The organism is Halobacillus yeomjeoni (genome assembly GCF_020171525.1).
GTDB lineage: Bacteria > Bacillota > Bacilli > Bacillales > Halobacillaceae > Halobacillus > Halobacillus yeomjeoni.
On sequence record NZ_JAIVAI010000001.1, the window covers coordinates 21,442 to 44,070 of the forward strand.

The 22,629-nt window shown below is 41.6% G+C and carries 18 protein-coding genes and 1 other annotated feature; of the genes, 13 read left to right on the forward strand and 5 right to left on the reverse strand.

Annotated features, from left to right (window positions below; translation table 11 throughout):
* The first annotated feature begins 110 nt into the window (after nt 1-110).
* From LCL89_RS00125 to motS, 12 genes are all read left to right on the forward strand, one after another.
* Nucleotides 111-929: a DUF1444 domain-containing protein gene (locus LCL89_RS00125; RefSeq protein ID WP_224807031.1), complete on the forward strand. Its 819-nt coding sequence runs from the start codon at nt 111-113 to the stop codon at nt 927-929.
* Between the two features lie 3 nt (nt 930-932).
* The gene (gene ytpR, locus LCL89_RS00130; protein ID WP_224807032.1) at nt 933-1,538 is read left to right on the forward strand and encodes a YtpR family tRNA-binding protein; all 606 of its coding nucleotides are present in this window, start codon (nt 933-935) and stop codon (nt 1,536-1,538) included.
* 570 nt (nt 1,539-2,108) lie between these two features.
* Nucleotides 2,109-5,045, forward strand: a complete 2,937-nt coding sequence (locus LCL89_RS00135) for a DNA translocase FtsK (RefSeq protein WP_224807034.1) — start codon at nt 2,109-2,111, stop codon at nt 5,043-5,045.
* A gap of 96 nt (nt 5,046-5,141) precedes the next feature.
* Entirely contained in the window at nt 5,142-6,251 is a 1,110-nt protein-coding gene (locus LCL89_RS00140; RefSeq protein WP_197316742.1) for a nicotinate phosphoribosyltransferase, read from the forward strand.
* A 342-nt stretch (nt 6,252-6,593) separates the two neighbouring features.
* Nucleotides 6,594-7,886, forward strand: coding sequence for a UDP-N-acetylmuramate--L-alanine ligase (gene murC, locus LCL89_RS00145; RefSeq protein WP_197316741.1), 1,293 nt, complete (start codon nt 6,594-6,596; stop codon nt 7,884-7,886).
* Nucleotides 7,887-8,101: 215 nt separating this feature from the next.
* Complete coding sequence (locus LCL89_RS00150; protein WP_197316740.1) at nt 8,102-8,524, forward strand: DUF948 domain-containing protein; 423 nt, start codon at nt 8,102-8,104, stop codon at nt 8,522-8,524.
* Nucleotides 8,525-8,537: 13 nt separating this feature from the next.
* Nucleotides 8,538-8,981, forward strand: a complete 444-nt coding sequence (locus LCL89_RS00155; protein ID WP_197316739.1) for a YtxH domain-containing protein — start codon at nt 8,538-8,540, stop codon at nt 8,979-8,981.
* A 106-nt stretch (nt 8,982-9,087) separates the two neighbouring features.
* Nucleotides 9,088-9,414, forward strand: a complete 327-nt coding sequence (ytxJ, locus tag LCL89_RS00160) for a bacillithiol system redox-active protein YtxJ (RefSeq protein ID WP_224807036.1) — start codon at nt 9,088-9,090, stop codon at nt 9,412-9,414.
* A gap of 208 nt (nt 9,415-9,622) precedes the next feature.
* A complete protein-coding gene (locus tag LCL89_RS00165; protein WP_197316737.1) occupies nt 9,623-10,681 on the forward strand; it encodes a bifunctional 3-deoxy-7-phosphoheptulonate synthase/chorismate mutase in 1,059 nt (352 codons plus the stop codon).
* 188 nt (nt 10,682-10,869) lie between these two features.
* On the forward strand, nt 10,870-11,868 hold the full coding sequence (gene ccpA, locus LCL89_RS00170; RefSeq protein WP_224807038.1) for a catabolite control protein A: 999 nt from the start codon (nt 10,870-10,872) through the stop codon (nt 11,866-11,868).
* 51 nt (nt 11,869-11,919) lie between these two features.
* The gene (gene motP / locus LCL89_RS00175) at nt 11,920-12,744 is read left to right on the forward strand and encodes a flagellar motor protein MotP (RefSeq protein ID WP_224807040.1); all 825 of its coding nucleotides are present in this window, start codon (nt 11,920-11,922) and stop codon (nt 12,742-12,744) included.
* Nucleotides 12,734-13,525: a flagellar motor protein MotS gene (gene motS / locus LCL89_RS00180; protein WP_224807042.1), complete on the forward strand. Its 792-nt coding sequence runs from the start codon at nt 12,734-12,736 to the stop codon at nt 13,523-13,525. Before motP ends, motS begins: the two co-directional genes overlap by 11 nt.
* A 28-nt stretch (nt 13,526-13,553) precedes the next feature.
* Here the strand turns inward: motS and LCL89_RS00185 are convergent, their stop codons facing one another.
* The 4 genes from LCL89_RS00185 to LCL89_RS00200 form a co-directional block, all read right to left on the reverse strand.
* Nucleotides 13,554-14,726, reverse strand: coding sequence for an acetoin utilization protein AcuC (locus tag LCL89_RS00185; RefSeq protein ID WP_224809493.1), 1,173 nt, complete (start codon nt 14,724-14,726; stop codon nt 13,554-13,556).
* Nucleotides 14,723-15,370: an acetoin utilization AcuB family protein gene (locus LCL89_RS00190; RefSeq protein WP_197316732.1), complete on the reverse strand. Its 648-nt coding sequence runs from the start codon at nt 15,368-15,370 to the stop codon at nt 14,723-14,725. Before LCL89_RS00190 ends, LCL89_RS00185 begins: the two co-directional genes overlap by 4 nt.
* Before the next feature lie 6 nt (nt 15,371-15,376).
* A complete protein-coding gene (locus LCL89_RS00195) occupies nt 15,377-16,027 on the reverse strand; it encodes a GNAT family N-acetyltransferase (protein ID WP_224807044.1) in 651 nt (216 codons plus the stop codon).
* A gap of 130 nt (nt 16,028-16,157) precedes the next feature.
* Nucleotides 16,158-19,406, reverse strand: a complete 3,249-nt coding sequence (locus LCL89_RS00200; protein WP_224807046.1) for a transglycosylase domain-containing protein — start codon at nt 19,404-19,406, stop codon at nt 16,158-16,160.
* A 259-nt stretch (nt 19,407-19,665) separates the two neighbouring features.
* Nucleotides 19,666-19,876: a binding site (T-box leader), on the forward strand.
* An 84-nt stretch (nt 19,877-19,960) separates the two neighbouring features.
* Between LCL89_RS00200 and tyrS the strand changes: the two genes are divergently transcribed.
* A complete protein-coding gene (tyrS, locus tag LCL89_RS00205; RefSeq protein ID WP_224807048.1) occupies nt 19,961-21,229 on the forward strand; it encodes a tyrosine--tRNA ligase in 1,269 nt (422 codons plus the stop codon).
* A 456-nt stretch (nt 21,230-21,685) separates the two neighbouring features.
* Here the strand turns inward: tyrS and rpsD are convergent, their stop codons facing one another.
* A complete protein-coding gene (gene rpsD / locus LCL89_RS00210; RefSeq protein WP_197316729.1) occupies nt 21,686-22,288 on the reverse strand; it encodes a 30S ribosomal protein S4 in 603 nt (200 codons plus the stop codon).
* Nucleotides 22,289-22,629 lie beyond the last annotated feature (341 nt).

Genomic DNA, 22,629 nt, shown 5'->3' on the forward strand with positions numbered 1-22,629 from the left:
CTTTTTTATAGACGAATCAATGTGTATAATGAGGTAGGGTAAACGTGGAAACTAAAAAGCTGATGGAATTAAGAACTAAATTTCTTCCAACTGTTTAAGGAGGAAAAACAATGAAAATGACAAGTATCAAAATGAAGAAAAAATTAGAAGAGCGGTTGAAAAACGATGAATGGAAAACTCATTACAATCGTGACAAAGATACATTCAGAATTGAGTGGCGTGATTCTGGAGAAGGAATCACCATCACACTCCCGAACGTGATATCAAAGTACGAAGCACGTGGGGATGAAGCCTTGGACGAGCTTGAGGATCATGTTCAAGAGGCACTCAGGGTGATGAACCAGACCCATCACTTGAGCGGGAAAGAACAACATATCTTCCCTGTCATTCGTGCTGCTTCCTTTCCTACTGAGACCGAAAGTGGAAAGAAACTGGTTTATACCGACCATACCGCAGAAACAAGGATTTATTATGCCTTGGACCTTGGGAAGTCGTATCAATTGATCGATGAAGGGATGCTTGAGAAGGAAAATTGGACCATTGAACGCATGAAAGAAGTGGCAAGCTTCAACGTACGTTCTCTTCCAGTGGAAATGAAAAAAGACACCGTTTACGGAAACGACTTTTATTTCCATTCCACTCAAGATGGGTACGATGCAAGTCGGATCCTGAATGAAGTTGTTTTAGAAGAGCTGAAAGCGGAATGCAAAGGAGAACTGGCAATCAGCATCCCTCACCAGGACGTTATTATATTTGCGGATGTCCAGAACCCGGAAGGATATGATATTTTAGCTCAAATGGCAATGAAATTCTTTGCAGAAGGAACAATTCCAATTACTTCCTTATCTTTCCTATATGAAGATAAGCAGTTGGAGCCGATTTTTATCCTTGCACAGAAAAAACCAAAACAAAACCGAAAGGACGATTAAGCTATGGATGTGTTTTACAATAAACAAGGCATTGGAGACGTTTTGATTATTCCTATCAAAGAGGGAGAAAAGAACTCCATAAGTCACGAATCATATGGAGACGTAGTGAAAATCACAGATGTGAACGATGGTTCTCTTCTTGGGTATAACATTTTCAACGCGTCCAAGTATTTTAATATCGATGGTCAAGGAAAAATGAGATTGACTGAAGAAATGCTTGCACCAATCAAAGACTTGTTTTCTGAAAATGGTTTGAATGATGTGCTGGATTTCGATTTGAGTCCTAAATTCGTCGTTGGCTATGTGACAGAAAAAGGTGCTCATGAGAACGCTGATAAATTGAGTGTCTGCCAAGTGGACGTGGGTGATGAAACATTGCAGATCGTTTGTGGCGCACCTAACATAGATCAAGGTCAAAAAGTCGTGGTTGCTAAAGTTGGGGCTACCATGCCTGGCGGAATGAAAATCAAAGACGCTGAACTTCGTGGTGTCCCTTCCAGCGGTATGATTTGCTCAGCAAAAGAATTGAATCTTCCTGATGCTCCTAAAGAAAAAGGAATCTTAGTTCTTGAAGATGATTATAAAGTCGGCCAGGAGTTTGAAGTATAAGATTCATATTCGAAGCAAAGCAGTGGAAACTGCTTTGCTTTTTTTTGTCCGGTCTTCTTAAAGGCTGCTGTTTATTTTACCAGTCTCTGTTAAAGTCTGTTGTTGATATTTCAAATGATTTCATACAAGACTTGGCGTGGGGGTTTTTTCAGTCAGTTTTGATATCAGAGTGTGGGAGGGAAGGGAAGACAGTCCACTTTCCGTGGGGGGACGCTTTAGACTCCTCGAACTTTTCGTTCTCCGGGGTCTCCCCTTGTTCTTTATTCCCGCAGGAGTCTCACCATTCCCTAGTCCGCCTCACACTACTCCTTTTACGGCACTAGTTGATGTAAGTTCACATGTTAAATAACAACACTAAGCATTAACAGAGCCTTTTACTAAATGATTGTGTAAATAGGGCGGGGGAGGAGAGATATCTATTTTCTGTGATAAGTCATCTAATCATAGTTGAAAATTACTAACTAATCCTAAAGTCACTTTTAAAAAGATTGTAAACCAAAGGAATGAAAAAAACTGTTAAAATAAGAGTAACCACAATAAGACTTACATAGGAAAAGAGAGTGAACGGTAATGTGGAATGACTTTAAGAATAAATTGAAGCAATGGTTTGATTCAAATGAGAACGAATCAAACCAAAAAACTGAGAATGAACTTGAAAGAAGAGAAATGAACGCTAAAACAAAAATGACATATCGCTATCCGAAACAAGGAGAATTTCGTTTTCCTGTAATTCCGGACAGGCAGAAGAGTGAGGAAACTTCTGAACCTCCGAAAAGAGAATTAGAGCAGCGTCCGAGAAGGAGAAAACAACAACCGGAAGTAAACAATTATACAGAAAAGAAAAACAATCCAAAACGAGAATCAACCAAGGATAAAAGGGAGCTTCCAGAAACTTCTTCTGTTCCTTTTACTCCAACAGATGTCCCTTCACCAATTTACGGTTATCACAGCAGGCAGCTTAAAGTAGGCTTGGAAAAGCTGGAGAGTACTGTGGGCTCTTCAAACTTAGAAGAAGACAATGATGAGGAAACAGAAGTTTATGGTATGAATGATGAAGAGTGGGAAGAAATGAGGAGAAGGCTCCGGAGTCGAGTCAGCGAAGGGAATAATATTCATAAACCTTCGGATAATCCGAATGTTGGTGACGAGCAGACGAAAGATGAAAGTTCCGAGCATACTCAATTGGTAAGCGAAGAAGCAGCAACAGTAGAGACTTCTTCTTTACTTGAAAAAAATATCCGGTCTTCCCAAGAAGAAAATGAAACTCTTGGTTATGAAGAAACACAGGTTAATGATGAAATAGATAATAGTTTTAATCAATTCAGCCATCAGATTCATGAAGAGTCAGAGGTCGAGGAAGAGTCGTCTTTCCCTGATGAAGTTGAGGACGAAGGTGATCTTTCACAAACTCAATATTTAGATGAAACGGACTATAATGTTGAAAGTCTTGACCCACATGAAGAAGAAAACTCATATGAAGAAGAAGTAAAAGAAGAATCTGAGTCTATCGTTGAAGAGGGCTTAACCGAAATCAATGAAGATACTGAGGACCTGACCTCAGAAGAAATATCTCTTCAATCGGAAAAAATTAGTGAGGAAAATAACGAAGAAACTCCTTCCTCTGGTGACAGGCATCACTCAACAAAGCGGAGGACTGAAAGCTCTGAATTAGAATCAGGTATCAGCCCTGAAATCAAAGATGATTCTGCGTTAAAGGATGATACGGTATTTGATCATTCAACTCACCTGGAAGAAACAGAAGAAGTTTATAAGGAAACATCTGAAGAAACATCTGAAGAAACATCTGAAGAAACATCTGAAGAAACATCTGAAGAAACACATCCCAAAGACTTTAAATCTGACCAAAGTAATAAGAAAAAAGAAAGATCAGATGAGAAATCACCAGCTAAAGAAAAGAAAAGAACCGTTCCCTTCAATGTCATCATGACACCTCGTGATAAGCGTACACGGGATATGCAGCAAAATGATATTAACAAAAATAAAGAAGCAGTAGAAAAAAAAACGGCACATAATAAAGATCGTCCCACCGATTTAGTGAACGAAAAAGGTCGTCGCACACAAGAGAGGGTAAACTACAAAACACCCCTTCATCTCTTAGAGGATCCAATCAGGAGGACAAACGAAGATGACAGCTGGATTCAAGAGCAGATGGAGTTGCTTGAAACGACTTTAAGGCATTTTCATGTCAGGGCCAATGTAGTCAATGCTATGAAAGGTCCGACGGTCACAAGGTATGAAGTTCAACCCGAACCAGGAGTCAAAGTAAGTAAAATTACCAATCTAGCTGATGATATTAAGCTGAGCATGGCGGCAAAGGATATTCGTATCGAAGCTCCTATCCCTGGGAAGCAGGCGGTCGGTATTGAACTCCCGAATTTAAAACCTCAGATGGTCGGGCTGCAGGAAATTTTTGAATCGAATGCATTTCAAAATGATTCATCCCCGCTCTCTGTTGGTTTAGGGCTGGATATTGGCGGAGACTCCGTCGTTACAAATTTGAAGAAAATGCCGCATGGCTTGATTGCAGGTGCGACAGGATCTGGGAAGAGTGTATGCATCAACACGATTTTAGTCAGTCTGCTTTATAAGGCTCATCACGAAGATGTGAAATTCCTTTTAATCGATCCTAAAATGGTTGAATTAGCTCCTTATAATGACTTGCCACACCTTGTTTCTCCAGTGATTACAGATGTGAAAGCTGCTACCACAGCCTTGAAATGGGCTGTAAAAGAAATGGAGGAAAGGTACGAAAAGTTCGTTGACGAAGGAGCGAGGGATGTTGAGCGGTACAATGAGAAGATGATGAAACAAGGTAGGAAGGACGAAAAACTCCCTTATCTTGTCATCGTCATTGATGAATTAGCAGACTTGATGATGGTATCGCCTCAAGATGTGGAAGATTCCATTTGCCGTATTGCCCAGAAAGCACGGGCATGTGGGATCCATTTATTGCTTGCTACACAGCGGCCTTCAGTCGATGTCATTACAGGTCTTATCAAAGCCAATATACCGACCCGGATTGCATTCAGCGTTTCTTCTCAAGTAGATTCTCGTACAATCATTGATTCAGGCGGGGCTGAGAAGCTGCTTGGCAAAGGTGATATGCTTTTTGTGGAGAATGGTTCAGGACAGCCTCATAGAATTCAAGGGGCCTTCGTTTCTGATGATGAAATTGAAAGAGTGACAAATTATGTGAAGAAAATGGCACCTCCGCAATATTTGTTCCATCAAGAAGAATTGATGAGACAAGTATCTTCTGAAGAAGAGACGGATGAGCTTTTTGATGAAGCAGTCCAATTTGTCGTCAATCAAAACGGTGCCAGTGCTTCTTTACTGCAACGACGTTTCAAAGTAGGTTATAATCGTGCTGCGCGTTTGATTGATCAAATGGAGGACTATGGCATCATCTCTGAGCAAAAGGGGAGTAAGCCAAGGGATATCTTATTATCTGCCCAGCAAATTGAAGATATGATGGACGGACGGTAGGAATTTACTAGATAAACTTGTGTATTGACTCTCAATTTTATATGATTGAAGATGAATGAATTTTATATTGACCTCAATTGTTTAAGGAGTAAAGTCATGAAGGAAATAGAACGTAAATTAAACGGAGAAATCAGCCGTTTGACTAATAAGACATTTAAATTTGACGAACGTGTAGCCGAAGGTTGGTTTTCTGCGGTTTATTTTCTGAAAACCAGGGATATTGTCGAGAAACACCTTCCTGATAACAAGGTTACGATGCAATTCTTTCAAAAAAGTGAAGCGGTGTTGTGTGGAACCGATGAAGCGATCGCTTTGATCCATACCTTCGCCGATCATCCGGAAGAACTTGAAATCCATTCTCTTAAAGACGGAGATAAAATTAATCCATATGAAACTGTTCTGACGATTACCGGTCCATATCAATACTTCGGTTTCCTGGAAGGAATAATTGATGGGATATTAGCGAGAAGAACATCTGTAGCAACAAACGTTTACAACGTCGTGAAAGCTGCACGTTCTTCCGGCAGGCAGAAACCGATTATTTTTATGGGAGATCGTGATGATCACTTTACTCAACAATCCGGAGACGGATATGCTGCGTTCATAGGTGGTTCGACAGCTCAAGCCACTCATGCCATGAATGAATGGTGGGGTAAAGAAGGAATGGGAACGATGCCTCATGCACTCATTCAAATGTTCAAGGGAGATGTTGTTGCGGCTACAAAAGCTTATCAAGATCAATTCCCTAAAGATCAATTGATTGCGTTAGTTGATTATAACAATGATGTCATCACAGATTCCTTGAAAGTGGCCCGGGAGTTTGGTGATCAACTTAAAGGGGTCCGTGTTGATACTTCAAGAAACTTAGTGGATAAATATTTCCTGAGAAATCAACACCTTATGGGAACATTCGACCCTCGTGGTGTAAACCCTGAACTGATTTTTGCACTTCGCCGAGCACTGGATGAAGAAGGATTTAAACATGTGAAGATAGTAGTAAGCGGTGGGTTCACTGAGGATCGGATCCGCTCTTTTGAACAAAACAAAGTTCCGGTGGACTTATATGGTGTCGGAGGAAGCTTATTGAAAATCGGAATTGGTTTCACGGGAGATAACGTTTTTATTGATGGTGAACCAGAAGCTAAAGAAGGCCGCAGATATAAGCCGAATCCTCGCTTAGAATATGTGGAATATCAAATAGATTAAGTTCTTCTGTTATAAGAGGCACATACGAAGCTTTTCGTTCGTGCCTTTTCTTTTTTTGTCGGCTCTTTTAAAGGCTTATGTCGATTTTCTCTCTAAACTTGAACAAGACCCTATGGGTTTACGATTGTTTTTTCTCCGGATCCTATCCAACGTATTCCTCATGTTGAAATTCCTCTTTTTCGATTTAGGAAGGAGGATTTCTTTTTCTCTTTTCTTTTCCGTGGTAAAATAACTTTTGTAGTCCCATCATCTTGTTATGATGGAGACATTCAAATCGCATCTCAACGTTTGTTACATATACTATACTTAAAGTGACCCACTTTATTTTGGAGGTTCTTGTTTATGACAATTTACCACTTCATTGGTATCAAGGGAACAGGAATGAGTTCACTAGCTCAAATCTTGCACGATTCTGGTAAGAAAGTACAAGGATCGGATGTAGAAAAGCGCTTTTTCACCCAAGAAGTATTGGAGTCAAAGAATATTGATGTTCTCCCATTTTCTAAAGAAAATATCCAGGAGGGACTTACTGTTATTGCAGGGAATGCCTTCAGTGATGATCATGAGGAAATTCAGGAAGCCCACAGGCTCGGATTGCCGTTTTATCGCTATCATGAGTTTTTAGGTGAATGGCTGCAGCAGTACACAAGTATTGCCGTAACAGGAGCACATGGAAAAACTTCGACTACCGGTCTCTTAGCACATGTTCTTTCCGAAAATTATCCTACTTCCTATTTGATTGGAGATGGAACTGGAAAAGGGCATGAAAACAGTCAATACTTTGCTTTTGAGGCATGCGAATATCGGAGACACTTCCTTGCCTATCATCCCGATTATGCCATCATGACAAACATTGATTTTGATCATCCAGATTATTTCAGTAGTGTAGAAGACGTTTTCCAGGCGTTTCAGGAAATGGCTAAGCAGGTGAAGAAAGGCATCATCGCTTGTGGAGACGATGAGCACCTGCAGCATATCCAAGCCAACGTCCCTGTATTATACTACGGTTTGGCAGACACCAATGATTTTCAAGCGAAAAATATACAGGAAACCTCTGAAGGAACGGAATTTGACGTATTTGTAAGAGGGACATTTTATGACAGGTTCTTAATTCCTCAATATGGAAACCATCACGTCTTGAATGCATTAAGCGTAATAGCTATTTGTCATTATGAAAATATGTCCACTGAACAAATACGTAAACTTGCTACTTTTAAAGGTGTGAAGAGACGCTTTACAGAAAAGGAATGGAATGAGCAGATTCTCGTTGACGATTATGCTCATCATCCAATCGAAATAACCGCGACGATCGACACGGCCCGCAAAAAATATTCCAACCGGCCAGTCGTTGCTATTTTCCAGCCTCACACTTATACAAGAACAAAAACATTCTTGAATGAATTCGCGGAGAGTTTGAAATTGGCTGATCATGTGTATTTATGTGACATATTCGGATCGGCCAGAGAGAACGAAGGTAAGCTGACGATCGAGAACCTTCAAGAATTGATACCAGATTCGGATATTCTCCACTTGGATGATACCGAACAGCTCAAAGAATTCAATGACGGTGTACTCTTGTTCATGGGGGCAGGGGACATTCAGAAGTTTCAACAAGCTTATGAAAAGCTTACGTAAAACCACAAGTTGAACGTGGGAACAAGAACGTACGGATTAAAAACGATCCGTACGTTTTTTTCACATAAGCTCTATAAAATATGAAAAATTTAAAGGAAATTTCAATCTTTGTATCGAATATAACCAATTAAACAAGACCATTATGTTTAACTTTAAACATTAATGGGAACTTACTAAGATGTGAAATTACATAACTGAAGGAGTGTACAGGAAGAATGGTCGATCTTCTTTATATCGCAGCATTAATCGCAGCAGTAGCATTTGCAGTCCTGGTCATATTTTTGGCAAGGACACTTACAGCAGTTCGTCGTACGATGAATAATGTAGCTGACACACTTGAAGGTGTTGAGAAACAGATGGAGGGGCTCACATTGGAGACCACTGCCTTACTCAACAAGACCAACAAGCTGGCAGAAGACGTAGGCGAAAAATCTCAAAAACTCAACACTTTAGTGGATGGGGTGAAAGGGATTGGAGACTCTGTGCAACATTTCAATCACTCGATTAAGTCACTTTCCAATGGCTTAACCCAGTCCACAAAAGATCCATCAGATCCTGCCGTTCAAGCAATTAAATGGGGGCAGGTCGCCATCAACTTATGGAAGAAAGCAAAAAAAGAAGAAGCTAAATCATCTTAAGGAGGAATAAATAATGAGTGAACAACAAAACAATCAAAACAATGGTAGAGATTTTGTACTTGGATCTGTAATCGGTGGATTGGTAGGAGCGGCAGTAGCCTTACTATTCGCTCCAAAATCAGGCCGTGAACTAAGAGAGAATATCAACAAGAGCTCTGGCGATTTAAGAGAACGTGCTGGAGAGTGGAAAGATGTTGCTTATGAGAAGAGTGGAGAATGGAAAGATAAGGCTGTGGAGTCTTCTAATCAATTTTCCAAGAACGTCTCTGAGCGCTCTCAAGATTTGACTGCTAAAGTGAAAGATAAAACAAAATACTTCCAAGACCGCGTGAAAAACATCCGTACGAACGAGGATGACGAAGCGGAAAAAGCTGCTCAAGAAGTAGCGGAAGCTATTGAAGAAGCAGCTCAAGAATTAGAAAAGCAACAAAGTTCAACAACAACATCCAACCTATAATAAATCCTGAGGTGGTGGAGGCTTAACAGCTTCCGCCATTTTCATTTAACATTCATTTTGGTTTAGATATTCAATCGTGTATTTCGAGATAGGAGGATCGAGTAACATGGAAATAGGAAAAATTGAAACAACTGAACAATTTAACGAAGTGTTAGAGAAGGAGACGGATTTTTTCTTACTCAAGCACAGCTTGACCTGCCCGATCAGTGCTTCTGCTAAAAATCAATATGTGAAGTACAACGAAGATTCTTCCATCCCTTGTTATATTCTTCACGTGCAGGAATCCCGGCCATTATCTGATTTCATAGCAAGAGAGTATGGAATCAGGCATGAGTCGCCTCAAGTTCTATTATTCAATAGCAAGGAGCCTGTGTGGAACGCGAGTCATGGGTCCATCACAGAGCGTAATTTAAAGAAGGTAACCACCCAATAAAAACAAGAAGCAGTCTATAGGGAGACTGCTTCTTTATTTTTTCGCTCAATTCTTCTGTTTCTTGTATATTGTGAATTTTTCTATTCTTTTTTCGTGTAAGCCCTTTCATGGGATGACAAGCAGTAAAATATTAGCTATAATTGTCCCTAATTATCGTAAGATAGTGGATAAAATTCAAAACAAATTCAAGCACAGGGGGACGAGGAAGATGAGTAATCAGCAGCTCGATCATTTACGTAGTCAGCTAGATGAGGTAAATTTGCAGTTATTGAATTTAATCAATAAACGCGGTGATCTAGTAAAGGAAATCGGGAAGATCAAAGAACAGCAAGGGATGAATCGATTTGACCCTGTCAGGGAAAGAGCCATGCTTGATGACTTATCCCAGCATAATAATGGTCCGTTTGAAGACTCGACCATCGTTCATTTATTCAAAGAAATCTTTAAGGCTGCGCTTGAATTACAAGAAGATGATCACCGGAAAGCACTTCTTGTTTCCAGAAAGAAAAAACCTGAGGATACGATTGTAGAAATCAAAGGAGAAAAAGTTGGAGATGGTAAGCCGACTTTCATTATGGGGCCATGTGCAGTCGAGAGCTACGAGCAGGTTTCTACTGTAGCTGAAGCTGTAAAAGACCAAGGCTTGAAGCTTCTCCGTGGAGGTGCTTTCAAACCCCGTACCTCGCCATATGACTTCCAAGGTCTCGGAATCGAAGGGCTTAAGATGTTAAAACAGGCGGCAGACGAAAACGACCTGGCTGTAGTCAGTGAAATCGTAAACCCTGCTGACTTGGAAGAAGCTCTGGATTACTTGGATGTTATTCAAATCGGAGCACGAAACATGCAGAACTTTGAACTGCTTAAAGCAGCTGGTTCCGTGAATAAACCCGTTTTATTGAAGCGGGGAATGTCCGCAACAATATCAGAATTCATAAATGCAGCTGAATACATCATTTCAAGAGGCAACGAAAACATAATTCTCTGTGAACGCGGAATTAGAACTTATGAAAAAGCGACAAGAAATACGCTCGACATATCCTCTGTACCGATATTGAAAAAAGAAACACACTTACCAGTAATGGTCGATGTCACCCATTCCACAGGTAGACGAGATCTTTTATTACCAGCAGCTAAAGCTGCCTTGGCGATAGGAGCAGATGGAGTGATGGCAGAAGTTCACCCGGATCCTGCAGTAGCTCTTTCCGATTCTGCGCAGCAGATGGATATCCCGACATTCCGAACTTTTATGGATGAATTAACAAAATAACCGTTGTATGATAAGTTAGGCTGGAATTATTCAGCCTAACTTATTTTTTGTGTAATTGTAATTCGTTATAATGTTATGGGTATCCTATTAGCAAAGAATAGGCACGAGCATTGCGGAACAAGGCTATCTATCGTATGATTATTTTATTAAGTAGTCGTCCTACAGGATTCGACAAAGGAGGATATAGTATGAATGTAACAATATATGACGTAGCACGAGAAGCGAATGTTTCAATGGCTACCGTATCAAGAGTAGTAAATGGAAACCCTAATGTAAAACCTGCAACTAGAAAGAAGGTACACGATGCCATAGAACGTCTGGGCTACCGGCCCAATGCTGTTGCCAGAGGCCTGGCAAGTAAAAAGACTACAACTGTCGGGGTGATCATCCCTGATATTTCCAGTATCTTTTTTGCTGAATTGGCACGTGGGATCGAAGATATTGCCACTATGTATAATTACAATATTATTTTGAGTAACTCAGATCAGAATAAAGATAAGGAATTGCATTTGATTAACGCGATGCTTGGAAAACAAGTGGACGGACTTGTTTTCATGGGTGGTAAGATTACGGATGAACATATCCAGGCGTTTAAATCCGCCTCCGTTCCTGTAGCATTGGCAGCGACTGTAGATGAAACAGGTGAAACCCCGGCGGTAAACATCAATTATGAACAAGCTGCTTACGAAGCGACAGAATTGCTGCTTTCCAACAACAAGCACGTGGCGTTCGTATCAGGACCGGAAGATACGGTTATCAATAATGAGAAATTAGCTGGATACAAACGGGCGATGGAAGATAAAGGAATTAAGGATGCCGATAAATGGATTGTAAATGGAGACTATTCTTATGATTCCGGAATCGAAGCATTTGATCAATTGAACGAGATGCAGGAAAAAGCCACTGCTGTATTTGTGTCATCTGATGAAATGGCGCTAGGCGTCATTCACGGTGCTCAAGACCAAGGGTTGAAAGTGCCAGAAGATCTTGAAGTCTTCGGATTCGATAATACACGTTTAGCGACGATGGTACGTCCGACTCTATCTACTGTCGTTCAACCGATGTATGATATCGGCGCCGTAGCTATGCGTCTCTTGACGAAATTCATGAATAAAGAAGAGGTAACTGAACAAAATGTAATTTTGCCTCACCGAATTATTGAAAGAAACTCAACTCAGCAGAAATAGTACCGATATAGGAAGTAGCATGTATCTGTACGTAACTGAGGAGAGAGTACAATGAAAAAGACAGACTTAATGACTCCTATAGGTTTGACAGTAGGATTTGCAATGGTCATGTTCGGGATTATGTCCAGTGCAGGTTTTGGGGGGATTGTGTCCTTCATTCAGGCGTCATCCATCGCCATTGTTATAGGTGGATTGATTGCAGCTATTTTAGTTAACTTCAATATCAGTGAAGTCAAGCTTACTTTTAAAGTAACGAAAGAAGCTTTTAAGCAAAATGATATGAATCTAAGAGAATTAATCGCGCTGTTCGTCAAGTTATCAGAGAGGGCGAGAAGAGAGGGATTGCTCGCCCTTGAGTCTGAGATTGAAGGCGTTGACGACCCCTTTATAAAAAAAGGGATTCTTTTAGCTGTCGATGGCATAGAACCTGAAGTGATAACAGACATTATGAATGCCGAAATATTGGCAGTAGAAGAAAGGCATCAGCGGGGAAGAGCAATCATTGAAAAGGCCGGCGAGTATGCTCCAGCATGGGGAATGATTGGAACTCTCATAGGATTGGTTCTCATGCTCCAAAGTTTGTCTACTCCTGAAACTTTAGGTCCTAAAATGGCCGTAGCTTTATTGACGACTTTTTATGGCACATTGTTAGCGAACTTATTTTTCATTCCGATGGCAGGTAAGTTGGAGAACAAAACAGATCAGGAGATTTTCATGAAACAAGTGATCATTGAAGGGGTCATCGGTGTTCAATCCGGTCAAAACCCTAAAGTCTTGGAAGAGAAATTGAGTGCATTTTTATCTGAAGAAGATAAAAGCCGACCTATAGAAGATGATGAAGGAGAAACTCTAGGGGAAGCGGCCAATGAAGCCTAGGAAAAAGAAAAAAAAGAGCGAAGGCTCTCCTAAATGGATGACTACATTCGCAGACATGATTACATTGATTCTAGTATTCTTTATTCTCTTATTCGCTATGTCGCAAATAAATATCGTCAAATTTGAAGCCATTGCGGAGTCTTTCCGTGATCGTGTGATTTTCGATTTTTATCCTTCACCAATTGAACAAAAACAACCTGCAGAGAGCGACACCATTGATAAAAATGATGAAGAAAAAAATCAATATGAAACACCTGCAGAAATACTGGAAGACGCTGAAAAGAAACAAATCATAGAAGAAGAAAAAATGAAGAACCTGGAAAAACTGAAGCAGGCGATCGACGAATACTTAGAGAAAAACCAGTTGAACGATATTATTACTGCAAATCAAACAGAGCGTGGGATCGTGTTGATTTTAGAAGAGAAGCTTCTATTTGAAACGAGTGAAGCGACAATCCTTGATGGAGCTAAACCATTTTTAAGTAAAGTTGGGACCTTGTTGTCCAACATACCCAACTTTGTCAAAGTTGAAGGCCATACAGACAATCGTCAAATCTCCACGTATCGGTACCCGTCGAATTGGGAATTATCTGGTGCCAGGGCAAGTAGTGTGATTCGGTATATTCTATCTAATACAGATGGGTTAGACCCTAAGCGCTTTACTGCTGTAGCTTATGGTGAAACACGACCTGTGGCTCCGAATAATTCAGAGGAAAATTGGAGTAAGAACCGTAGAGTTGAAATCGTCATACTGAATCCTGAATATAGTAATCGTAATTAAAAACTCAGCCACAATCGTGGCTGAGTTTTTAATTGGAATTATATTTCTTTTGATTCGTTATGATCTGCAGGGATTTTTCGAGTAATTGATCGTTCTTTTCCGTAATTTCTTTCCTTCTCGGAATCTCCTTATAACTTCCTTCCGGATCATACCAGTATTTTGGGAGGGGAACAGGGGAATGGTCCTGCCATTTTTGAACCCATTGTTCAGGCAGCATTCCTTCAAAAGGTTGGTCATCCTGCATCACTTTCCATATTTGCGACCACGCTCTCGGGACCACTCTCCAAATGTCATAGCCCCCGCCTCCAAGTGCAATCCATCTGCCTTCACAATATTCATGGGCGAGTTCATGGGCGATCTTTGGAATTCTTTCATATATTTTCATAGTTGAACTCAGGTGGGTAAGGGGGTCCAGAAAGTGAGCGTCTGCACCATTCTGAGTCACAATTACGTCCGGTTTGAAATAATCTACGATCTCTTTCATGGCGGTCTCGTAAACTTTTAAAAATGATTCATCTTCCGTAAATGCATCGATAGGCACGTTGAATGAGTACCCATACCCTTCCTTCAAGCCCCGTTCGTTTACATTTCCAGTTCCAGGGAAGAGGTAGCGTCCGGTTTCATGGATGGATAATGTACATACATTTGGATCATCATAAAAAGCCCATTGGACACCATCTCCATGATGTGCATCCGTATCCACGTAGAGAACTTTGTAATTGTAATTTTTACGTATGTACTTTATACCGACTGCACCATCGTTATATATGCAGAAGCCCGAAGCTTTCCGTTCAAATCCATGGTGTAATCCACCACCTAAATTCAACGCATGCTGGACTTTTCCTTGCAGGACGGCATCTATTGCAGTCAAGGTGCTTCCGACGAGTAACTTAGAAGCTTCATGCATTCCCTTGAACATAGGGGTATCCTCAGTGCCGATCCCATATTCCAACCCTTCTTCTTCTGTAAGTAATCCTCTTCCTGCTTTGTCCACCGCAGAAATATATGCTTTGCTGTGAGCGAGTGCCAATTCTTCTTCGGTCGCATATCTAGGTGGAATAATGAGTTTATCCTCCAATGCGTGTGAAGCCTCTAGGAGCTCTTTTGTAAGGAGCACGCGCATTTGGTTGAATGGGTGGTCATCTGTAAAACGATAATTGACAAATTCATCTGAGTATACAAAACCTGCTTTACAGTTCATGATGACATCCCTGGGTCTTTCGGCCAAAGGACTTCATAGCCTTCCTCTTCCAAGTCTCTTATAGTCGGCAGCGGATTCATCGTTTGTATTCTTATAACAATGATTTTGTAATCAGGATCAGGTTTGTAAGGGTAGATTAAAACCGAGCTGATGTTAACTTTTCTTTTTCCGAACACTTGAGTTACCTGCGGGAGAATACCCGGTTTGTTAATGACTTTTACTTCAATTTGAGAACTTTGAACATTGGTCCCGGTCAATTGAATTAATGTGTATAACATGTCTTTTTCAGTGATAATTCCTTGCAGTACTTCATTCCGAGTCACCGGAACACAAGCGATTTCCTGTTCATAGAAAATGGAGGCCAGTTCTTCAACAAAGTCCAGAGGATGGACAGTTGTCACAGGCGTAGTCATAATGCTTCGAATAGGGTTTTGGAGCTCATCTGGTTCGTTATCTTTTTCGAAGATTGATGGGCTTGCATCCCTGACATCACGATCTGAAACAATGCCTATGACTCTGTTTTCCTCATCAACGATGGGGATATGGCGGATATGGTGTTTGTGTAAAAGCTTTAAAGCCGTCTCAATGGTTTCATCAGGGGAGAGGGTGATTACCTCTCTATTCATGATTTCCTCAACTAACATGCCTTTCTACCTCCTTGACTGTTTGCGGTATCGATGGCGGGTTAAAAAGCGAAGTGTATCAAATTCTTCTATGGACTCCTCGGAAACATTTCTACCGATTTTAACCATTAAGCAGTTGGCAGGATGGGAGATAATTTCAGGATCGTCCGTAGGTGAAGGGGTTAGACCTCCGGATGCCATCATCTTCTCCATCACTTTTCTATAGTCCCATATGTTGAGTCCTGTTCCTTTCAAATCCCAGTGCCAGTAGTATTCAGTAGAAATAATGATATAGTTTTCCATGAATTCATCCATCATGGAGATTTTCAATAAACGTGAGCCTATTCTTTCTCCTCTAAAATCAGGAATGACTTCAATCGCTCCAAGCTCGATCAAATTGTCCATGTTTCCTTCCGACCAACGCTCCAAAGGGTCAGGGTGAAGGAATGTAACGTAACCGACAATATTTTCATTGTTTCGTGCAATGATAATCCTGCCTTCTTCAAAATCAGCGATACTTTTTATTGCTTCAAATTGCTTTTCTGAGGGTCTGAACGAAGTTAGCTTTTTGTCAAATGTGTATTGGCTGAGTTCTTCAGAAGTAAGAGGGCCTTCGACTACTACTGGTCCTTGTTTTGAGTCGAACGCCTCAAAATGATACTTTTTTTCATGTTTCATTCAGTCACCACCTGGTAAAGATTGATTGAAAATTATGGCTATTTCCAATTATACATGATATCTGGATTTTTTAAATTCTAGTGATTAAAAAAAGCCCGGCCCTGGAAAGGCCGAGCTCATCTACTATAAATTAGTCGCCTCCGTTGCCGGAGCCGCTGCCGTCACCGGAGCCGCTGCCGTCGCCGGAGCCGCTGCCGTCGCCGGAGCCACTGCCGTCACCGGAGCCGCTGCCGTCGCCGGAGCCACTGCCGTCACCGGAGCCGCTGCCGTCGCCGGAGCCACTGCCGTCGCCGGAGCCGCTGCCGTCGCCGGAGCCGCTGCCGTCGCCGGAGCCGCTGCCGTCACCGGAGCCACTGCCGTCACCGGAGCCACTGCCGTCGCCGGAGCCACTGCCGTCACCAGAGCCATTGCCGTCGCCGGAACCGCTGCCGTCACCGGAGCCGCTGCCGTCGCCGGAACCGCTGCCGTCATCGGAGCCGTTCCCACCACCGGAACCATTACCGTTACCGGAGCCATTGCCGCCGCTGGAACCATTATCATTGCCTGAACTTCCGTTGCCGGAATTGTCATCATTCTTCTCTTTTGGTTTCGGTTCTGGCGCACCAGGGTTTCCGACCTTAGCTTGACCAGAAAGACCTGAAGAAGCGCCGAAGTAGTCCACAGCTCTTACTGCATAAATGCCTTCGCCACCAGAAAAGCTGAATGATGTTTTAACAGTACTGCCTAACAATGAGAAGGACCCACCAGGTTTTGATGCGCGGAAAATACGGTATCCGACTACATCGTTACTAGCAGATGCTTTCCACGTCAGTGTAGAACCACTTGCATTCACTGTACCTGGAGCAGAAGGAGCTTTTCCGTCATTTTCAATCGTAGATACGGAAGACCCGATTGATTCTGTAGAAGGGAGCGCTACATTTTTCCATTTACTTGTGTTCGGCAGTAATTCTCTTAATACAGCTGGACTCGTATACCCGTTTTCCTTTAGGAATTCTGGACTGAGTGTCACTCCGCCGCCATCGATGATGAATTCTCTAGGTGTATTCGGACCTGCCACAACGAGCTGGTCTTTCACTTTTACAAAGTCTCCACTCATGAGACTGTCATCGACTTTGGAAGGAACATATTTAGCGTTGTAAATATCCGATTTAGCTAAACCGACAGATGAACATAAATCAGAAACCAGAAGTCCGGATGTAGCACAGTACGATCTTCTCACAATGCCTCCTGGACTCTTGAAGTCCGATTTAGGAACCATTAATTCAGGTCTGATTTTTGATACAGCATTAACAACATCTGCCCATGCACCTTGAGTACGACTGCTGTAGCCGGAATCCAGTTTAGCGATTTTATCATAACCGGTCCACATACTTACCGTGACATTCGGGTTTGTGGCTACAAACCAGGAATCTTTGAAGTTTTGGGAAGTTCCTGTTTTACCTGACCAGTCTACGCCAGGATAAGACAGTTGACTCTTAACTCTTTGCGCTGTCCCGTACTCCAAAACATCTCTCATCATATCGAGGGTTAAAAAAGCTGTTTGCGGACTGAATACTTTTGTTTTTTCTGGTTTATTTTCATAGATGACTTCGCCGTCTTTCGTTTCGATCTTTTCAATCATATAGGCATCGACGAAATCACCCATATTACCAAAGGTTGCATAGGCGTTCGTGTTCTCTTCAACAGTCATACCGTATTCAAGGGCACCTAGTGCAGTAGAGTAGTTAGTATAATCATGTTTACGAAGGCTAGAAACACCCATTTTTTCCAAGTAATTTTTAACCGGATTTCTGTTTTTTATTTTGGCATATTGTTTCACAGCGGGCACATTATAAGATTGAGCTAAAGCATAACGAGCCGATACAAACCCATGATAAGTTTTAGAGTAGTTATCAACATAATCATCAAGCCCAGGATATTTATATGGAACATCGGCTATAACTGTGCCCGGTTGAGCCGCCCCCATATCCATGCTAGGTCCATAGACCAATAGTGGCTTCATCGTACTTCCAATAGACCGGTAGGCGTCCGTAGCGTGGTTCAATTGCTGGCGGTCGAAATCCCGACCACCGATGAAACCTAGAATTTTACCAGTCGCATTTTCAATGACCATGCTGCCGACTTCAACCGGAAGCGTTTCTGATACCGTTTCGCCTGAATCTACTTTATAAGAGACTGTCTTCTCCCTGCCGAATCGGTTTCCATAGTCATCCTTCACCTTCTGCATGACGTCGTAAACTTCTTTATCTATGGTGGTATGAATCTTATAACCACCTGAGCTTAGTCTGCGAGATGCAAGAGTCCTATATTCTTCAGCCAGGGCTTCATCTTCTTTCAAATCTTCCTCGGTATGTCCATTTTCCTTCATCAATTTCTTTTTAATAGCTTCTTCAGCACGTTCCTGCACTTCAGGAGTCAAGAAAGGATAAGTACTGTTTGCAGTTTTCGTAGGTTTTGCCAAGTTCTTTTTAGTAATCTTGTATTTTTTCGCTTCTTGGTATTCTTCTTCTGTAATATACCCTGCTTCATGCATACGTTCTAATACCTCATGCATGCGGTCGATACCCGGCTCTAAGCCTTCTTCAGATTTCACCGTGCCATCATTGAGGAACGGAGTGTAAGCGAATGGAGCTTGAGGCAGGCCGGCGATGAAGGCTGACTGAGCGATAGAAAGCTCGTCTGCATTCACACCGAAGATTCCTTGTGCAGCGGTTTGAATTCCCGCTACGTTTTGACCGTTTGCATTACGTCCGAACGGAACAATATTCAAATAGGCTTCTAAAATTTCATCTTTTTCAAAGAATCGCTCTATACGGAGAGCGAGCAGCATTTCTTTTGCTTTTCTCTCAAAAGATACTTCGTTCGTCAGAATCTGGTTTTTAACAAGCTGTTGAGTCAACGTACTTCCACCGGTTTTTACGGAGGAATTGGTCACTTCTTGAACGATTGCTCTCATGACTGCTTTAGGAACGACGCCTTTATGTTCATTAAAGTATTCGTCCTCTGTAGCAATCACGGCATTTTTTAAGTGATCACTCACTTCATTAAGTTTGACCTCTTCACGGTAGAGGTCCGATCGCACTTTCCCTAATTTCGTTTTTTCATCGTTGAAGTACATGACGGATGTTTCCGCATAATTATATATATTGTCCTTCATTTCTTCTTCACTTCGCACGGTTTCATCCTTCACTAGAGAAGCGAAGTATCCAGCGCCGACTCCTCCTGCGAAAAATAAACCGATGACTCCGATAATAATGAAAAACAATAAAATATTCCAGACTACATCAAAGGTGATCCGACTTCCTTTCTGGATCTTCTCTTTCTGCCATAAGGATGTAAAATCCCATTTATTCTGACCGTTCTTCGGGTTATCAGACATAATAATACCTCCTAAAAAATCCACTCAATATTATAACACACCCGGTACTGTTCGGACATAAGAAAGGAAAACGTCTCATAGATTTATGCAATAAATGGGTGAAATACCGCAATAATGCTTTCAAAATACGCAATAGGCGATACGAAAGCTTCAATCCCCGCTTTAAATGTCGCAATACATCCACCAAATGACGCAATGATTAAACAGTCTTTGCTTTTTAGTAAAACTTATGATAAATATAATATTACATAGTTGAATAATCAGAGCAAAGAAGGATTGCAGTAGAAAACAAATCCATGGTTCAGAAAGCTGACGGTTGCTGGAAGTCAGACTATATTTGTTTTTGAATTACGACCTGGAGCTATCTTCTGGTATGAATCAGAAGACGGTATATAAAAAAGCCGTTATCTAATGAAGTGGCACAAATTTGTGCAACAAGGGTGGTACCGCGATAAGACCTCGTCCCTTTCCCAGGGAAGAGGTCTATTTTTGTGGGTAAAACCACTGGAACGGCAAATCAACATGAATATGTAGTAAAAAAGAGGAGTGGTCAAATGGACTTATTGAAAGATTTACATCAGAGAGGTCTGATCAACCAGATTACGGATGAAGAAGGTTTAGCATCTCATTTGGATTCAAATCAGGTGACATTATATTGTGGATTCGATCCCACTGCAGATAGTCTGCATATCGGTCATTTGCTTCCAGTATTGATGCTTAAACGATTCCAGAAAGCGGGCCACCGTCCGATCGCATTAGTCGGTGGAGGCACAGGGATGATCGGTGACCCTAGTGGACGGTCCACAGAACGCCAACTGAACGATGCTGATGTGGTTAAAGAGTATAGTGAAAAAATCAAAGATCAATTGGCTAAAATATTGAATTTTGATGAAGGTGAAAATGCCGCGGTTGCGCGCAACAACTATGAATGGTTATCTGAAATGACGATTATTGATTTCCTTCGTGACACCGGAAAGCATTTTGGCATCAACTACATGCTTGCAAAAGATTCCGTGGAATCAAGAATAGAACACGGGATCAGCTTTACGGAATTCAGCTACATGATTTTGCAGTCTCTCGACTTTCAACAGCTGCATGAGAAAGAAAACTGTACCCTTCAGATTGGTGGCAGTGACCAATGGGGAAATATTACAGCAGGACTGGAGTTGCTGCGTCGTTCTGCAGCAGGGGAAGAAGAAGTCGAAGCTTATGGTTTGACGATGCCGTTGATTACGAAGGCAGATGGTTCTAAATTCGGAAAAACAGCCGGCGGTGCGATTTGGCTTGACCCAGAAAAAACGACGCCATATGAGTTTTACCAATTTTGGATTAATGCAGATGACCGTGACGTCATTAAATTCCTTAAGTTCTTCACTTTCCTGAGTATGGATGAAATCGCAGAGCTTGAAAAAGAAGTGGAAGAGCAGCCGGAGAAAAGGGTCGCTCAACGCAGGCTGGCTGAGGAAATGACGAAACTTGTCCACGATGAGGAAGCCCTTAAACAGGCAGAAAAGATCACAGAAGCTCTATTCAGCGGAGACATCAAATCATTGTCCGGCCAAGAGATAGAACAAGGTTTTAAAGATGTACCTGCTTACACTTCAGAAGATAAAAACCCGCAATTGCTACAACTACTCGTTGATGCAGGAATCTCATCTTCCAAGCGACAAGCTAGAGAAGATATTTCCAATGGAGCTATTTACATCAACGGAGAGCGTAATCAGGATATGAAGCATATGATCAATGAACAAGATCGCATTGAAGATAAATTTACGATTATTCGCCGAGGGAAAAAGAAATATTTCTTAGTTCGTTACCAGTAAGCCGGTAAAATCTGTATGAAGAAGCTGTCGAAAAATCTTCGACAGCTTCTTTTTTTAACAATGGCTCTGTTATAGTCTGTTGTTGATATTTTGAATGATTTCATACAGGACTAGGCTTGGGGGTTTTTTCAGTCCGTTTTGGTATCAGAGTGTGGGAGGAAGGGAAACAATTTTTCCGCGGGGGACGCTGAGCCTCCTCGAACTTTTTGTTCTCCGGGGTCTCACCTTGTTCTTTATTACCGTTATGAGTCTCCCTGTTTTCTCTATTCTTACTCACACTAACCCTTTTACGGAACTAGTTGAAGTAAGCTTACATGTGAAATAACTAAGCATTAACAGAGCCTTATCAATAAATAAAAGGAGTCTATAGTGTTTTACAAGGGAAGAAGTAATTAGAGATGTTGTTCACTAACCATAAAAAAAACCACCGTAAAAACGGTGGTTTTCAGCTCGTTATTAACGAGAGTAGAATTCAACGATAAGAGCTTCGTTGATTTCAGAAGGAAGCTCAGAACGCTCAGGGTAACGAGAATACGTACCTTCACGCTTGTCTTCGTCGAATGTAAGGTATTCTGGAACGAAGTTGTTGACTTCAATCGCTTCTTCAACGACGTTAAGTTTTTGAGATTTTTCACGCAGGCTGATCTCTTGACCAGGAGCTACGCGGTAAGATGGGATGTCAACGCGACCGCCATCTACAGTTACGTGACCGTGAGTGACCAGCTGACGAGCTTGACTGCGCGTACGTGCCAGGCCTAGACGGTACACTAGGTTATCCAGACGAGATTCAAGAAGGATCATGAAGTTCTCACCGTGGATACCTTTCATGTTTCCAGCCTCTTCGAATAGACGACGGAATTGACGTTCAGTCAGACCGTACATGAAACGAAGCTTCTGCTTCTCTTGAAGCTGAAGACCGAATTCAGATAGTTTTTTACGTTGGTTTGGACCATGTTGTCCAGGTGCGTAAGGGCGTTTTTCTAGCTCCTTACCAGTTCCGCTTAAAGAAATACCGTAGCGACGTGATTTTTTCCAGGTTGGACCTGTATAGCGTGCCATAGGAATTTCCTCCTTTATATTTTATTTTGCATAAAATAAGAACCGTGTGTCCTTCTGCCGTTGCTCATTATGTTTTCATGCACCTTCGCCCCAGCAGCAGAGAGTTACGCGATGCACCTCATACAAAGAGGAACAAAATGATAACAACGTTGGATCACATAGGCTGCCATTTATTTTACACAACGACCATTATAATTTTTCTGGTGCAATAAGTCAAGGGAGTCATTCCGATGTTTTTACTTTCTTTTGAAAAGACTCTGTTCATTTATTGTACATTTTCAAAAAAAATGAAACAAGAAGATATCCAGATCTGTTGAAGTCTTTTGGCAGCTTCATGATTG